Source organism: Streptomyces luteireticuli (assembly GCF_041519305.1).
GTDB lineage: Bacteria > Actinomycetota > Actinomycetes > Streptomycetales > Streptomycetaceae > Streptomyces > Streptomyces luteireticuli.
In genome coordinates this window covers 3,650,688-3,664,275 of record NZ_CP167927.1, presented here as the reverse complement: position 1 = coordinate 3,664,275, position 13,588 = coordinate 3,650,688, and the positions used below count along the sequence as shown (strand labels likewise).

14 protein-coding genes are annotated in these 13,588 nt (G+C 68.3%); 9 read left to right on the top strand and 5 right to left on the bottom strand.

Annotation, left to right across the window (positions count from 1 at the left end):
* Window positions 1-20: 20 nt before the first annotated feature.
* On the top strand, window positions 21-1,559 hold the full coding sequence (locus AB8735_RS16120; protein WP_372408063.1) for a hypothetical protein: 1,539 nt from the start codon (window positions 21-23) through the stop codon (window positions 1,557-1,559).
* A 161-nt stretch (window positions 1,560-1,720) separates the two neighbouring features.
* Here the strand turns inward: AB8735_RS16120 and AB8735_RS16115 are convergent, their stop codons facing one another.
* The gene (locus AB8735_RS16115) at window positions 1,721-2,899 is read right to left on the bottom strand and encodes a helix-turn-helix domain-containing protein (RefSeq protein ID WP_372408061.1); all 1,179 of its coding nucleotides are present in this window, start codon (window positions 2,897-2,899) and stop codon (window positions 1,721-1,723) included.
* Between the two features lie 164 nt (window positions 2,900-3,063).
* Here AB8735_RS16115 and AB8735_RS16110 point away from each other — a divergent pair, with 164 nt between their 5' ends.
* The 3 genes from AB8735_RS16110 (at window position 3,064) to AB8735_RS16100 (ending at window position 4,637) form a co-directional block, all read left to right on the top strand.
* Window positions 3,064-3,333 (top strand): hypothetical protein, encoded by a 270-nt coding sequence (locus AB8735_RS16110; protein WP_344032170.1) that lies wholly within the window; start codon window positions 3,064-3,066, stop codon window positions 3,331-3,333.
* 143 nt (window positions 3,334-3,476) lie between these two features.
* Entirely contained in the window at window positions 3,477-3,926 is a 450-nt protein-coding gene (locus AB8735_RS16105) for a hypothetical protein (RefSeq protein WP_372408059.1), read from the top strand.
* Window positions 3,927-3,992: 66 nt separating this feature from the next.
* Complete coding sequence (locus AB8735_RS16100) at window positions 3,993-4,637, top strand: class I SAM-dependent methyltransferase (RefSeq protein ID WP_372408057.1); 645 nt, start codon at window positions 3,993-3,995, stop codon at window positions 4,635-4,637.
* Between the two features lie 212 nt (window positions 4,638-4,849).
* Here the strand turns inward: AB8735_RS16100 and AB8735_RS16095 are convergent, their stop codons facing one another.
* Entirely contained in the window at window positions 4,850-5,632 is a 783-nt protein-coding gene (locus tag AB8735_RS16095; RefSeq protein ID WP_372411854.1) for a helix-turn-helix domain-containing protein, read from the bottom strand.
* Window positions 5,633-5,751: 119 nt separating this feature from the next.
* Between AB8735_RS16095 and AB8735_RS16090 the strand changes: the two genes are divergently transcribed.
* Complete coding sequence (locus AB8735_RS16090; RefSeq protein ID WP_344032177.1) at window positions 5,752-5,955, top strand: hypothetical protein; 204 nt, start codon at window positions 5,752-5,754, stop codon at window positions 5,953-5,955.
* 717 nt (window positions 5,956-6,672) lie between these two features.
* Here the strand turns inward: AB8735_RS16090 and AB8735_RS16085 are convergent.
* Window positions 6,673-6,957 (bottom strand): GntR family transcriptional regulator, encoded by a 285-nt coding sequence (locus AB8735_RS16085; protein WP_344032179.1) that lies wholly within the window; start codon window positions 6,955-6,957, stop codon window positions 6,673-6,675.
* A 679-nt stretch (window positions 6,958-7,636) separates the two neighbouring features.
* Between AB8735_RS16085 and AB8735_RS16080 the strand changes: the two genes are divergently transcribed.
* A complete protein-coding gene (locus tag AB8735_RS16080; protein ID WP_372408053.1) occupies window positions 7,637-8,125 on the top strand; it encodes a hypothetical protein in 489 nt (162 codons plus the stop codon).
* Window positions 8,126-8,188: 63 nt separating this feature from the next.
* On the opposite strand, the gene AB8735_RS16075 is transcribed toward AB8735_RS16080, so the two are convergent.
* Window positions 8,189-9,346, bottom strand: coding sequence for an acyl-CoA dehydrogenase family protein (locus AB8735_RS16075; protein ID WP_372408051.1), 1,158 nt, complete (start codon window positions 9,344-9,346; stop codon window positions 8,189-8,191).
* Between the two features lie 181 nt (window positions 9,347-9,527).
* Here AB8735_RS16075 and AB8735_RS16070 point away from each other — a divergent pair, with 181 nt between their 5' ends.
* Both AB8735_RS16070 and AB8735_RS16065 read left to right on the top strand, forming a co-directional pair.
* Window positions 9,528-10,868, top strand: coding sequence for a UDP-glucose/GDP-mannose dehydrogenase family protein (locus tag AB8735_RS16070; RefSeq protein WP_344032185.1), 1,341 nt, complete (start codon window positions 9,528-9,530; stop codon window positions 10,866-10,868).
* A 51-nt stretch (window positions 10,869-10,919) separates the two neighbouring features.
* Entirely contained in the window at window positions 10,920-11,708 is a 789-nt protein-coding gene (locus tag AB8735_RS16065; RefSeq protein WP_372408049.1) for a VOC family protein, read from the top strand.
* Between the two features lies 1 nt (window position 11,709).
* Here the strand turns inward: AB8735_RS16065 and AB8735_RS16060 are convergent, their stop codons facing one another.
* Window positions 11,710-12,876, bottom strand: coding sequence for an LCP family protein (locus AB8735_RS16060; RefSeq protein WP_372408048.1), 1,167 nt, complete (start codon window positions 12,874-12,876; stop codon window positions 11,710-11,712).
* A gap of 118 nt (window positions 12,877-12,994) precedes the next feature.
* On the opposite strand from AB8735_RS16060, the gene AB8735_RS16055 reads away from it, so the two are divergent.
* Window positions 12,995-13,552, top strand: coding sequence for an acyl-CoA thioesterase (locus AB8735_RS16055; RefSeq protein WP_344032189.1), 558 nt, complete (start codon window positions 12,995-12,997; stop codon window positions 13,550-13,552).
* The last annotated feature ends 36 nt before the right edge of the window (window positions 13,553-13,588 follow it).

The window sequence follows — 13,588 nt, the reverse complement described above, 5'->3', positions numbered from 1 at the left end:
CCACCTCGCCCCCTCCCGCCGTGCCTGCCATATCCGGTGCGTCCGCCGGTCGTACCCGCTGGATGCGCGTGGCCGGGTGGGTGCCGCCCGCCGTCGCGTTCGTCCTCGGGGTGTGGGGGAACACGGCCCCCTCCGCATGGACGGACGAGATCGTCACCATCGACGTGGCACGGCGGTCCTGGCCGCAGCTGATGGAGTTGCTGGGGCAGGTCGACGCGGTGCACGGCCTGCACTACGTACTGATGTGGCTGGTCGGGCAGGTATGCGGCGGGCTCACCGAGTTCTGGCCGCGGGTGGCCTCCGCGGCGGCGGTGGCCGTCGCGGCGGGCGGCCTCGCGTGGCTGGGGCGTCTGCTCGGCGGTCCGCGCCTCGGGCTGTGCGCGGGGCTGCTTCTGGCCGTCCTGCCGACCGCGTCGCGGTACGCGCAGGAGGCCCGCTCGTTCGCCTTCGTCATGGCGGTGGCGGTGCTGGCCACCGGCGCCCTGGTGAAGATCCTGGCCGGCCGCGCCCGGGGCCGGTGGCTGGTCTGCTACGCCGTGCTGATCGCCCTGCTGGGCTGGTTCAACCTGCTGGGAATGCTGCTGCCGGCCGCCCACGCGGTCACCGTGGCTCTCCTGCGCCCCGGCCGCCGCGTCGTCGTGCGCCTCTTCCTGGCCCAGGCCGCGGGCGTCGCCGCCGTCGTCCCGCTGCTGATCCTCGCCTCCGCCCAGAGCTCCGCCGTCGGCGACGCCGCACCGGTCACCGCCGGAACCCCGTTCGCCTACTTCACCTGGCTCCTCACCCCCGGCCAGGGCACGCTCCCCACCCCGCTGAAACTCCTGCTCACCCTCACCGCCCTCGCCGCCCTGACCCTCCTCGTGGTGCGCCGCCGCAAGGCCCCGCCCCTGGCCCTCGCCGTCGGCGTGCCCTGGGCGATCGTCCCCCCGCTGCTCCTGGCGGTCGTCTCGCTCGACCACCCCTTGTTCGCCTACCGCTACCTGCTCTTCTGTCTGCCGGCCCTGGCCCTGCTGCTCGCGACGGCCCTCACCGTCGTCCCCCTGCGGGCGCAACTGCTGTTCGTGCTCCTGACGGCCGTTCCCCTCGCCTCGTCCCACCTGGCCATACGCCGGGAGGACAGCCGCCCGTGGGATACCGGCGCCGTGCGCACGACCCTGCGCATCCACGACGCCCCCGGGGACGCCGTTCTCTTCAGCGGTGCCCGGTGCGGCCTGATCGCCACCGCCTTCAAGGAGTCCTTCACGGGCCGCCCCGACCTGGGCAGGGCCCGGACGGCCGCCGAGCTCGGCGCCCTGGACGACCTGCCCGCCGACCCGGCCCTCCTGCAACAGCGCCTGGCCCACACGCCCCGGGTCTGGCGCATCGACTGCAACCATCTCTCCGGCGGCGCCCGCGAGGCCGCTGCCCGCACCGCCGCGTCCCAGGAACAGGCCCTCGCCCGCGCGGGCTTCTCCCCGGTCTACCGTCACAGCGTCCGCGGCGTGGACATCACCCTCGAAGAACGCACCACCGCCGAGGCCCGGAACGGCCGTGCGGCAAGCGGCCGTTCCGGACCCGAGTGAGGAACTACGGCAGGTTGCGCGCCATCACGATGCGCTGCACCTGGTTCGTGCCCTCGTAGATCTGCGTGCTTCACGGGCAGTAAGGCTCTGACCTGCACGGATGCCCTCTTCAGCGGGGGGCTCCCCAGCATTCCCCCAGGGTGGGGATTCGTCGGCCCTCGTCAGACCGCGATTCCTGACAGCTTCGACAGCCTGAGAAGCTGAGGGTTGCTCCGGCGGTGAAGGGACGACAGCACTCGGAAGACCTCCCGCCCCATCGGATGGATGCGCGCCATGTGCGGTGCCACGTCCCAAGCGGTAGTCAGGTTCTCCAGGGCCCCATCCCGGTCGCCGATGTCGAGCTGGGCCCGTGCCATGTTGATCCGCGTTGGGGCGATGCGGGTGGGCGGTAGCCCGTCCAGCACAGCGTCAATGTCCTCTGCCGCACTCAGTGCCTCACGGGGCTTGCCCAAGTCCAGCCGAGTGGCGAGCACGTGCGTGGCCATGTTCTGGGGGCCAAAGATCATGTGATGACGGTTCCAGTCCTGGCTGAACCATTCAGCGGCTTCGGCAGCAGACGTGATGTGCCGCTCTGCCTGCCGCTTGCCTTCCTCCTTGTCCTTGAGCCGACCGGCCAAGGTCATGCCCCGGAGGTTGAGCAGGCCGACCGCGAAGGCGCGTTCCTGCCCTGACAGGCTCCTCTGAGCGGCGCCGATGGCGCGGTCAACGATGGTCAGCCCGCCTTCGAAGTCTCCGCCGTTCAGGTACGCCCCGGCCCTGTCGCGCGCCGCGATGGCCTCACCCAGTGGGTTGCTTCGCTGCTCGACAGCCCACCGCTGACGTGTCACGGCCAGCTCTGCCATGTCCATCCACCTGTGCCGTGCAGCCAGCCAATAGGCGGTGCCATAGGCGTCCGTGAGCGCCGCCCAGGCTTCCGCCGTGTTCGCGGTGTACGCGAACGCCGTGGCGTCCCTGAGCAGCTTCGGCAGCATGGCCAGAAGACGGGTCACCTCTACGTCGTCCCGGAGTTGCCCGGCGGCCTCCAGGGCGGAGCTGATCTCCCCTTCCCTGACCTTCTGCCTTCCGGGAAGGTCGTAATCCCTGATGGCCGACCGCAGCGCCGACAGATGCGCTTCCGAGTCGTGCTCCACGGTGACCTTGCCCTGCACTTCGGCCATGGACAGCCCCAAGGCTTCGGCCAGGGCGGCGGCAGTCGCAGGTGTGAGCGCCCGGTCCCCCACCTCGATCTTGGACAGCAGGGAGACAGAGACGTTTGCCTTCCCGGCCAGCCGCGCCTGCGACAGGCCGCGTGCCTTCCGGAGTACCGCCAGGTTCGCGCCGGGGGCCAGATCAGTGCTCATGGGCTCATGTCTTCCTCGCGGATACAGGTCCTGTCGCCCATGCTCACAGGCTGCGCGCCGACCCGCACACCCGTTGTGCAAACTCTGTGCAAGTTCCCCCATATATACGGGCGTTGACTGAGTGACACGGCCAGACAGACAGCAGAGTGGGAGCAATCCTCACCATGACCACGGAAACCGAAGCAGCCGCGCAGCAAGCCGATGCCTTCATGGCGGGCAAGAGGAAGGCCGACGACACCGCGTTCATGCTCACGCGGGTGCTGGCGGAGATGGGCATCAAAGTCGGAGAGCGGGACTCGTGGCCCCAGATGATGGGCCGCGCCTCCCTCTCCGGTGAGCCGTCGCTGTACCTGGGGACCGTGCCGCTGCCCACTGCCCGCAAGCTGATCGATGCCCTGGTCCACGCGGAGTCGGCGAAGCGGCGCCAGCCCTAGGAACACCCCACGGGGTACCGCTGCCCGCCCCTCCTGCACTGCCGCCCGGTCATCTGCTTGACGACCGCCGGCCGGGCGGGTTCCAACGCACCACCCCCGAGGACAGCCAAGGCTGTCCACTCCATCGAGAGAAAGGGAACACGGTGGCAACAGCCGTACAGCTCAGGGACCCTCGCACCTGCGTCACCTCCGAGGTCTGGGAGCGTGAAGTACAGCTGATCATGCGTGACCATGGCATGGACCATGAGACGGCGGAACGCACCTTCGGCCAGACGATCGCCTACCTGGTCACGTCCGTCGAACGGCCTGACGTCCACATGGGCCCGGCCCCGCGCGTGGACTTCGGCGTTCACTCGTTCGTGCTCGACAGCATCAACTACACGGCCTTCTGCAACACGGTCGCCGGACACTACATCCACCACGTCCCGCACCTCCCCCAGCAGAACAGCGGTGAGGCTCCTTCACTGCGGGAGACCGTCCAAGCGATCAAGGCAGCCGGGTTCGGCATCGACCACGACCTGTGGAACACCGATGAGGCTGACTGCTCCCAGTGCCACGCCGGGTGCACTGACAGCCCGGTCGGCGGGAAGTAACAGCAAGGTTTGTTAGACGGATGGCTCCCCCGACTTGGGGGAGCCATCACGCGTGAAAGGAACGGCATGGAAGCAGTCACCGCAGCGTGGGAACGCTACGCGGCTGGCCGAACGCCACGCAGGACCCACAACGCCGCTGGAGCCAACACGTGGTTGAACTGGACTCAGTACGCCGACCACGGCCCCAACGAGTCGCTGATCGGCAAGGTTCAGGGGCGTCGCGTGCTGGAACTCGGGTGCGGTACCGGCTGCAACCTTGCCCACCTCTCGACGCTCGGTGCCCAATGTGTGGGCATCGACATAGCTCCTACGCAACGCGAGAAGGCGGTAAGCCGGTGGGGCCACCTCCCCAACCTCTCCTTCCGGACGGCAGAGGCAACGGAGTTTCTGGCCACCCATCCCGACAGCTTCGACGTCGTTCTGTCGATCTTCGGCCCTGTCTGGTTCACAGACCCGACGACGCTCCTTCCACTGGTGCGACAGAGCCTGACCGATGGCGGGGTGTTCGTCTTCTCGCACAAGCCACCGCAGCCTGATCCGCAACCGGGGGAACCTCTCCGAGAAGCGCGTGCAGTATCGCGTTGGGACCATTCCCCCCGCGAGTGGACGTCCTTGTTGGCATCGGCCCGCTTCACGAACATCACGGCAGACGTCATCGATCCGCCGGACGGCAAGCACGAAGGGACATTGGTCGTGCGGGCCGAGGCGTGAGATGAACGGATCGGTCCCGCCTATCAGGGCTGACAAGGGAGCTCTGGGGTTGACTGGCAGAGGTCCTCTGGTTCAGCTAATTGCTGTACCGAAGATGCGCAATTGAGCCGGGCTGGGCGCTCTCGCAAGAGATACTTCTCTCGTAATTTGTGTGTCCGGCGCGTCCAATAAAGCCAGGAGGCTCCGAGGCTACGCATCCAATGATCCTCCAGTCAGGATAGGCGGGCCTCTCTGATGAGGTCCAGGCATCTCTCTGGAGAGTCCGGTAACCACTTAGTGGCCTTGAGTAGCCATGACTCGATTTGGAAGATGGGATCTAACTTTCCGTTCGCCGCCACATCGTATCCAGACACCCCGATCAAATGGTTCCTGATCAACCCTTCCAAGATGGAATCTGTAATCTCTAAGACGCTTGGAGGTGTTGCGGAGAAGCCAGCTTCAATCGCAGTACGCTTGACATCGGCGCGAATTCTAGAAAGCTGTACCTTCGCGCCCATGGGCGTCGTCCACTTTTCCTCCCCATGTAACCCAAGGCAGGAAAGGAATATGTGGCACGCTAGTCTGCTCTCTAATTTTTGGCCGGAAGTGCAGGGGCCCAAAACCATCCATGCTGATTCTATTGCCTCGGTCCAGGGTATGGAAAACTCAAGCCGTTCAATTTCGCTTAATGGGCTGTCGGTTTCATTCGAGGTCTCACGTGTCGGTAACTCGCAATCAGGCCTGTCCTGCGCCAAGGCCCTCTCGGTCTGGCGTCGTCGCTCCGCCCAATGGGCCCTGTCGCCACCCCATGCTCTAACAACCAGTTCCAGTAAGTCGCTGGTGGGGAGTTGCGCTCCACTCAGCCATGCATAGTACGTTGAACGGTTAATGCCCACGGCCTCACAGGTGGCGGCTTGCCCCCCGGCTGCGCCTGCGGCATCTCTCAACGCTCTGAGCTCGATGGCGAAGGCCTGAAGCGGGTCCCGGGGATCCAGTGCCTTCGGGAGTCGGCCCATGTCGCCCCCGTAGTCCTGCATAGTCCTGAGAAGTTTGAGATAGTCCGGAATCCTAGTCGAACCTCCCGACCGGCGCGGACGCTGTACCTGCTCAACTCGTCTACGGTTCGCGGAGGTTCATGGTGGAGCTGTCGTTCAGTGTGAAGCTGCTGCTTGTCTTGACGGCGGCGCTGATGTCGGGCACCGTCGGCATGGTGGCCGGACTCTTGGGGCGGCTCGACGGTGACGGTCTTCCGGCGTGTGTTGCGCGGAGTGGTGCCGTTTTCGGGACAACCTTGACGTTATTGCTGCTGGTGCTCAACAGTCTTGGCGCCTGGTCCTGACGGGTGGTGGTCTCCCTGTGGCTGGCTGCCTACAGTGAAGTGGAGTACGGTCGCGCCCTGTTCAGGGGGTAGGCGAGGGCCCTCACGGAAGTACAGGCACCAGCTGATCGCTGTGTGTTCTCTGTGAGGCCCTGTATGGGCAGGCAGGCGAAGGGTGCGTCAAGTCCCGCAACGACTACCGGCCCGTGAGCGGGACGCCTGGGTCGACATGGACAAACTGCCATCCCCAAGATGGACATGGGTAGCGCTTCTCCGTCCTGGCTGCCCGAACGCCGCTGCCGCGCTGAGCGGGTCCCGGGGTCGGCACCCGCAGGGTGGAGAGACTCACCGAGTTCCACGGAAGTGGCCCGCCTGCCAAATCCCAGGCTGACTCTGTGGTCAGACAAGTGGTGAGCGGGCGGCAGTCTCAAAGTTGTCGACCAGACGGGAGTGTTGGATCTGTTCAGGCCCAACCTGCGCCCCGCAAGCGATGCGCAGGTTGGGCTGCGCGAAGATGTCGATGTCGCGTAGCCCGAGGCTGGACGGCTTCCTGCGCTGTCAAGCCCTGTACGTAGTCGTACGGGAACGTACGTCTGCGGATGGCAAGGGACGCGTCCGTTCGGGGCGCGTGGGTGAATCCACGTGGGCGTTGGGTCAACAGGCATCCAGGTGGACGACCGTTACGTATGGCGGCTCGCCGCGATCCATGATTCGCCGGCTGAAAGCCACGCTGCCAGTTCAGCCGGCAGTCATGCCGCCTTCGGACGGAGCCGCCGCGTCAGGCTTCGCGATGACGAACACGCCCTTACCCTGGACGCCCCGAACGATCCCCTCGGCTTCGAGCGCGCCGATGGCGGACTTGATCGTGCGGCGGCTGACCGCGCCGCCGGTCTCCAGCTCCAGCTCGTGTTGCGAGGGGATGCGGCGGCCAACCGGGATCTCCCCGCGCCGGATGCGCTCGCGTAGGACGGACGCCAGCTGCACGTACATCGGGGTGATGCTCTCCCGATCGATCTCGATCATGGCTAGCAGCGTAAAAGGCCAGGTCTGGTCAGCATAGGTCGCGCAAGTACGAGATAGGACGTCCCAGGACGTACTAAGTTGCGGTAGAGTCAGGCTCAGGAGAAGACCCCCGCGGCGGATGCGAGCCGTCCGGGGGCATGGCCACCAACCACATGGAGGTTGATGACAGTGCTCCAAAATACCCGTCAACACGTACCCCGAGGGGCCGTTGCGCACCTTGCGGGATGCCGCCGAATGCTGGGCGCTATCCGGTATGCGGCAGCAGTGTCGGAGGTCGCCGGATGACTCTCGCTCGCGAGCCCGTCCCCGTCCACCTTCTCGCGACCGTGATGGCGATGGACGATCCCGGGCCCACAGCCGGATGTGATGTCTGCGGAGCGCTGGTCCGACAGCGCGCCGAGGCTTGGCAGACCGGCAACTTCTCGCAGGCTACGGACTGCAACGTCGAGCTACGGCAGCATCCCCATGTCGGGAGGCCCCGGTGAAACCCTGTGAAGGGGTGTGGCTGTTCCGCCGGAACGCCGGTGACGGCATGCGGCGCGAGCCGCTGTACCGGATCGCGTTGCGCCATCTGTCAGAAGTTCTCCGTCGGAGGCGGCATCCCGCTCGACCACTGGAACCGCAAACGGTTCCGTCCCACCCACCGCACCGTCACCACCCGGGATCCCGAGGCACGCCCGTGACGCTCCCCGTCCACCCCACCCAGCGCCACCCCGGCGCCCTGTGGCTCGTCTCCCGCGTCGTACACCCTCGGCTCATCCATGAGGCATGGTCGCTTGGTCAAACACCGGCCATCGAGATCGGGCAGCGCTTCGACGCCATCCACCTGCCGGACACCGTCGTCGAGGCCGCCATCAATGGGATCAAAACCGACGACGCGGTCGAGGAGGCGTTCCGCCGCGTCGGTATCGGTCACGGCGTCGTGGTCTCCCGCCGCCGGGACCTCTACACCGTTCTCGTGCGGCCGGGTACGGCCCGGGCGTGGCATGTATCCGGCACCACGTCAGTGGGGGCACGCGATCACATCCGGTACCTCCGCGCGCCCCACCCGGAGCGGCGGGAAGGCCCGGGGGCGTTCTGGCTGCTCCCCGCGCCCGACCGGGACGGCCAACTCGCCGAGGCCGGGCACGTGCTCAGGCTGCTCGCCCTCGTCCGCCCGCAGGCGTAGTACGCCGGAGGTCCGGAACGGCCGCCTCTCTCGCGGCCGTTCCGGACCTCCGGGAAGAACGGACTACGGCAGGTTCCTCGCCATGACGATGCGCTGGACCTGGTTCGTACCTTCATAAATCTGCGTGATCTTCGCGTCGCGCATCATCCGCTCCAGCGGGTAGTCGCGCGTGTAGCCGTAGCCGCCGAGCAGCTGGACCGCGTCGGTGGTGATCTCCATGGCGGCGTCGGAGGCGTAGCACTTGGCCGCCGCGCCGAAGAAGGTGAGATCGCCGTCCTGGCGCTCGGACTTCGCGGCCGCCGCGTAGGTCAGCTGCCGGGCCGCCTCCAGCTTCATCGCCAAGTCGGCGATCATGAACTGGATGCCCTGGAAGTCGGCGATCGCCTTGCCGAACTGCTTGCGCTCCTTGATGTACTGCTTGGCGTAGTCGAGGGCGCCCTGGGCGATGCCGACGGCCTGGGCCGCGATGGTGACGCGGGTGTGGTCCAGGGTCTTCATCGCGGTGGCGAAGCCCGTGCCCTCCGCGCCGATCATGCGGTCGGCGGGGATGCGGACGTTGTCGAGGTAGACCTCGCGGGTCGGGGAGCCCTTGATGCCGAGCTTCTTCTCCGGGGCGCCGAAGGTGACGCCCTCGTCGGACTTCTCGACGACGAAGGCGGAGATGCCCTTCGAGCGCTTCTCCGGGTCGGTCACGGCCATCACCGTGTAGTACTCGCTGACGCCGGCGTTGGTGATCCAGCGCTTGACGCCGTTGAGCACGTAGAAGTCGCCGTCGCGCACGGCGCGGGTCTTCATGCCGGCCGCGTCCGAGCCGGCGTCGGGCTCGCTCAGGCAGTACGAGAACATCGCGTCGCCCTTGGCGAGCGGGCCCAGGTAGCGCTTCTTGAGCTCGTCCGAGCCGGAGAGGGCGACGGGCAGCGAGCCGAGCTTGTTGACGGCCGGGATCAGGGAGGACGAGGCGCAGACGCGGGCGACCTCCTCGATCACGATGACCGTGGCCAGCGCGTCGGCGCCGGCGCCGCCGAACTCCTCCGGGACGTGCACGGCGTGCAGGTCGGCGGCGACCAGCGCGTCGAGGGCCTCCTGCGGGAAGCGGCCCTCCTCGTCCACCTCGGTGGCGAACGGCGCGATCTTCGCCTCGGCCAGCGAGCGCACGACCTTGCGGAGCTCGTCGTGCTCCTCGGACACCTTGTACAGGTCGAAGTCCTTGTTTCCCGCCACGGCGAAACTCCCCAAGTGCGCATGTTAATTACCGTTTAGTAACCGCGATTGTAGGGGCGCCGCTCCGGGCCGGGATACGTGAGCTTGCCGACAGCACGCGATCACCCGGAATCTCCCCAACCGGGGCCCCGACTATGCTCGGGCCACGCAATCGGCACCTCCGTACGTCCCTGGAGCACGCATGGCCCCCAAGATCACCGTGATCGGCACCGGCTATCTCGGCGCGACCCATGCCGCGGCCATGGCCGAGCTCGGTTTCGAGGTGCTGGGCCTCGACGTGGTCCCCGAGAAGATCGAGATGCTCTCCCGCGCCGAGGTCCCGATGTACGAGCCGGGGCTGGAGGAGCTGCTGGCCAGGCATGTCGCCGGGCTGGAGGGCTCCAGCGGGCGGCTGCGCTTCACCACCTCCTGGGAGGAGGTCGCCGAGTTCGGCGACGTCCACTTCGTCTGCGTCAACACCCCGCAGAAGCACGGCGAGTACGCCTGCGACATGTCGTACGTCGACGCCGCCGTCGCCTCGCTCGCGCCGCTGCTGCGCCGTCCCGCGCTGGTCGTCGGCAAGTCCACCGTGCCGGTGGGCTCCGCGGCCCGGCTGGCGCGCATGATCGCCGAACTCGCCCCGGCCGGTGCGGAGGTGGAGCTCGCCTGGAACCCGGAGTTCCTGCGCGAGGGCTTCGCCGTCGAGGACACCCTCCACCCCGACCGGATCGTCGTCGGCGTCCGGGGCGAGCGCGCGGAGAAGGTGCTGCGCGAGGTGTACGCCACACCGGTCGGCGAGGGCTCGCCGTTCGTCGTCACCGACTACCCGACCGCCGAGCTGGTCAAGACCGCCGCGAACTCCTTCCTCGCCACGAAGATCTCCTTCATCAACGCCATGGCCGAGGTCTGCGAGGCGGCGGACGGCGACGTGGCCAAGCTGGCGGAGGCCATCGGGCACGACGAGCGGATCGGGAAGAAGTTCCTGCGCGCCGGGATCGGCTTCGGCGGCGGCTGTCTGCCCAAGGACATCCGCGCCTTCATGGCGCGGGCGGGCGAGCTCGGCGCCGACCAGGCGCTCACCTTCCTCCGCGAGGTCGACTCCATCAACATGCGCCGCCGCGGCCACATGGTGGAGCTGGCGCGGGAGACGGTGGGCGGCAGCTTCCTGGGGCAGCGGGTGGCCGTGCTGGGCGCGACCTTCAAGCCGGACTCGGACGACGTCCGGGACTCGCCGGCGCTCAACGTCGCCGGTCAGATCCACCTCCAGGGCGGGCAGGTCACGGTCTACGACCCCAAGGGGATGGAGAACGCGCGGCGGGTCTTCCCGACGCTGGCGTACGCGGACAGCGCGCCGGAGGCGTGCCGGGGGGCGCAGGTCGTTCTGCACCTGACCGAGTGGGCCGAGTTCCGCTCGCTGGACCCCGTCGCGCTCCGGGAGGTCGTCGCGGAGCCGCACCTGCTGGACGGCCGCAACGCGCTGGACGCGGCCGCGTGGCGGGCGGCGGGCTGGACATACCGCGCGATGGGCCGGCCGCAGGCGTAGCCCCCGTCCCGCCGAGTGGCGGGCGTCCGCCCCCGGGCCCAGGCTGGAGGCATGTCCGAGGTACGCAGCGGTTACGCGCCCGGCACCCCCTGCTGGGTCGACCTCATGGCGCCCGACCAGCGGGCGGCGCTCGACTTCTACCGGGACCTCTTCGGCTGGCAGGGCGAGCCAGGGCCGCCGGAGACCGGTGGTTACGCGGTCTGCACCCTCAACGGCAAGGCGGTGGCCGGGATCGGGCCCGCCATGGCGCAGGACGGGCAGCCCCCGCCGCCCACGGTGTGGACGACGTACCTCTCCGTCGCCGACGCCGAGGCGGCGGCCGGTGCCGTGGCCGCCCACCGGGGCAAGGTCGTCATGCCCGCGATGGACGTGCTGACCTTCGGGCGGATGGCCATCGTCGCCGACCCCTCGGACGCGGTCCTCGGCCTCTGGGAGCCGCGCGACTTCTTCGGCTGCGAGGTGGTCAACGAGCCCGGCGCGCTGACCTGGAACGAGCTCGCGACGACGGATGTCGGGGGTGCCACGGCCTTCTACTCGGCGGCGTTCGGCATCGAGGCCGAGCCCTCCCCGGAGGTGCCCGGCTACGTCGTCCTCAAGGTCGGCGGACAGCCCGTGGGCGGGGTGCAGGGGCTCGACCGGCTCCCGCCCGGGACGCCGCCGCACTGGCTGACGTACTTCGCCGTGGACGGCGCCGACACCACGGTGGACGCGCTTGTCCGGGCCGGAGGATCGGTCCTGCAGCCGCCCTTCGACATGGTGATGGGCCGGATCGCGGTCGTCTCCGATCCGCAGGGCGGCGTCTTCGCGGTCTTCGAGGAGGCCGGGCCGGAAGCGGCCTGAGCTACGGGGCCGTGACCTTCTCGTCGTTCTTCAGCTGCGCGAAGAGCTGCTTGGACTTCACCGGGTCCCACTTGACGGCCACGCCGTCGCCGCGCGTCGGCAGGTTGGCGTTGCCGATCGGCACGGTCATCTGCTTGCCGTCGCCGCCGGTGACGCCCTTCATCGCCCAGAACATCGACGTCAGGTCCCACAGCTCCATGTCCTTGTCGACGATGAGCGTGTCGAGACCGGAGCCGATCACCGGGTAGAGCCGGAACGGGTTGAGGATCGTGGAGGGCGAAGCGGCCTGCTTGGCCAGGGTGTTGAGGAACTTCTGCTGGTTGCGCATCCGGCCGAGGTCCTGGTCGGCCTCCTGGTGGCGCTGGCGGACGAACGCCAGCGACTGCTTGCCGTCCAGCGTCTGGCAGCCGGCCTTGAAGTCGGCGCCGGAGTCACGGTCCTTGATCGGCTTGTCGATGCACATGTCCACGCCGCCCAGCGAGTCGACCAGGCTGCGGAACCCGCCGAAGCCGATCTCCGCGTAGTGGTCGATGCGCAGACCGGTGTTGAACTCCACGGTGCGGATGAGCAGTTCGGCGCCGCCGTCCGCGTACGCGACGTTGAGCTTGTGCGTCGAGGCGGGGAACTGCTTGCCGGACTTCTCGCCCTTGAACGCGGGGATGGTGACGAAGGAGTCACGGGGCAGGCTGAGCATCGTGGTGCCGTTGTCGCCCGTGTGCAGGATCATCATCGAGTCGGTGCGCTTGCCGTCGGCGGAGCCGGTGTGCAGCTCCTCCTTGTCCTTGTCGGACAGGCCCTCACGGCTGTCGGAGCCGACGATCAGGTAGTTGGTGCCCTTGCCGGCCGGCGGCCGGTCGGCGACCTTGCCGAGGTCCACCTCGCGCCGCAGCTTGGAGTCGGCCCAGAAGTAGGTGCTGACGGAGACCACGAGCAGCACCGCGACGAAGGCGAGCAGGCCTATGGTGATCCGCTTGCGCCAGTTCGGCCGCTTCGGCCGCGGCCCCGGGGTGCCGTGCCCCGGGGTGCCGCTTCCGCGCCCGTAGACCTGGCCCGTGTTGTAGCCGTCCTGCGGCCGTGCGGCGGGCGAGCCCGCGGGGCGTATGGGGGCGCCGGGGCTCCCGTACGGGTTCCGGGGGTCGTTGTTCCGCGCTTCGGGCCACTGGTTCATGAGGGCAAGTGTGCCCGGCCGCGCCCGGTGCCCCGCCGGGTGCTACGAGACCGGGGCAGGGCTGTTGCAGACCTGACACATGCGGCCCCGGCCGCGGCCGCCACCTACAGTGGTGGGCATGACCACTCACGACCGGACCGCCGAGTCCGGTGAGGACGCGATACCCGGCAAGCCGAACTCGGCGTCCCGCACCACGCTGTCCCACATCATGACCAGCAACGAGACCAATCTGCTGGGCACCGTGCACGGTGGCGTGATCATGAAACTGGTGGACGACGTGGCCGGCGCGGTCGCCGGACGGCACTCCGGCGGCCCGGCCGTGACGGCGTCCATGGACGAGATGGCCTTCCTGGAGCCCGTCCGGGTCGGCGACCTCGTCCATGTGAAGGCCCAGGTGAACTGGACCGGCCGGTCCTCCATGGAGATCGGCGTGCGGGTGCTCGCCGAGCGGTGGAACGAGTCGCGGCCGGCGACCCAGGTCGGCAGCGCCTATCTCGTCTTCGCGGCCGTCGACGAGAACGGCAAGCCGCGCACGGTGCCCCCGGTGCTCCCGGAGACGGACCGCGACCGGCGGCGCTACCAGGAGGCACAGATCCGGCGCACACACCGGCTGGCGCGGCGGCGGGCGATCATGGAGCTGCGGCAGAACCGGGCTGCCGAGGGCTACGAGGACTGATTCAGCCCGTCCGGCGTTTGAGGACTTCGCCCGAAG

Bases quoted from the DNA above. Each gene is read 5' to 3' on its own strand.
- AB8735_RS16065 (WP_372408049.1), top strand. From the start codon at position 10,920: ATGTCCGAGGTACGCAGCGGTTACGCGCCCGGCACCCCCTGCTGGGTC.
- AB8735_RS16085 (WP_344032179.1), bottom strand. From the start codon at position 6,957: ATGATCGAGATCGATCGGGAGAGCATCACCCCGATGTACGTGCAGCTG.
- AB8735_RS16090 (WP_344032177.1), top strand. From the start codon at position 5,752: ATGGTGGAGCTGTCGTTCAGTGTGAAGCTGCTGCTTGTCTTGACGGCG.
- AB8735_RS16095 (WP_372411854.1), bottom strand. From the start codon at position 5,632: ATGGGCCGACTCCCGAAGGCACTGGATCCCCGGGACCCGCTTCAGGCC.
- AB8735_RS16070 (WP_344032185.1), top strand. From the start codon at position 9,528: ATGGCCCCCAAGATCACCGTGATCGGCACCGGCTATCTCGGCGCGACC.
- AB8735_RS16100 (WP_372408057.1), top strand. From the start codon at position 3,993: ATGGAAGCAGTCACCGCAGCGTGGGAACGCTACGCGGCTGGCCGAACG.
- AB8735_RS16110 (WP_344032170.1), top strand. From the start codon at position 3,064: ATGACCACGGAAACCGAAGCAGCCGCGCAGCAAGCCGATGCCTTCATG.
- AB8735_RS16055 (WP_344032189.1), top strand. From the start codon at position 12,995: ATGACCACTCACGACCGGACCGCCGAGTCCGGTGAGGACGCGATACCC.
- AB8735_RS16060 (WP_372408048.1), bottom strand. From the start codon at position 12,876: ATGAACCAGTGGCCCGAAGCGCGGAACAACGACCCCCGGAACCCGTAC.
- AB8735_RS16115 (WP_372408061.1), bottom strand. From the start codon at position 2,899: ATGAGCACTGATCTGGCCCCCGGCGCGAACCTGGCGGTACTCCGGAAG.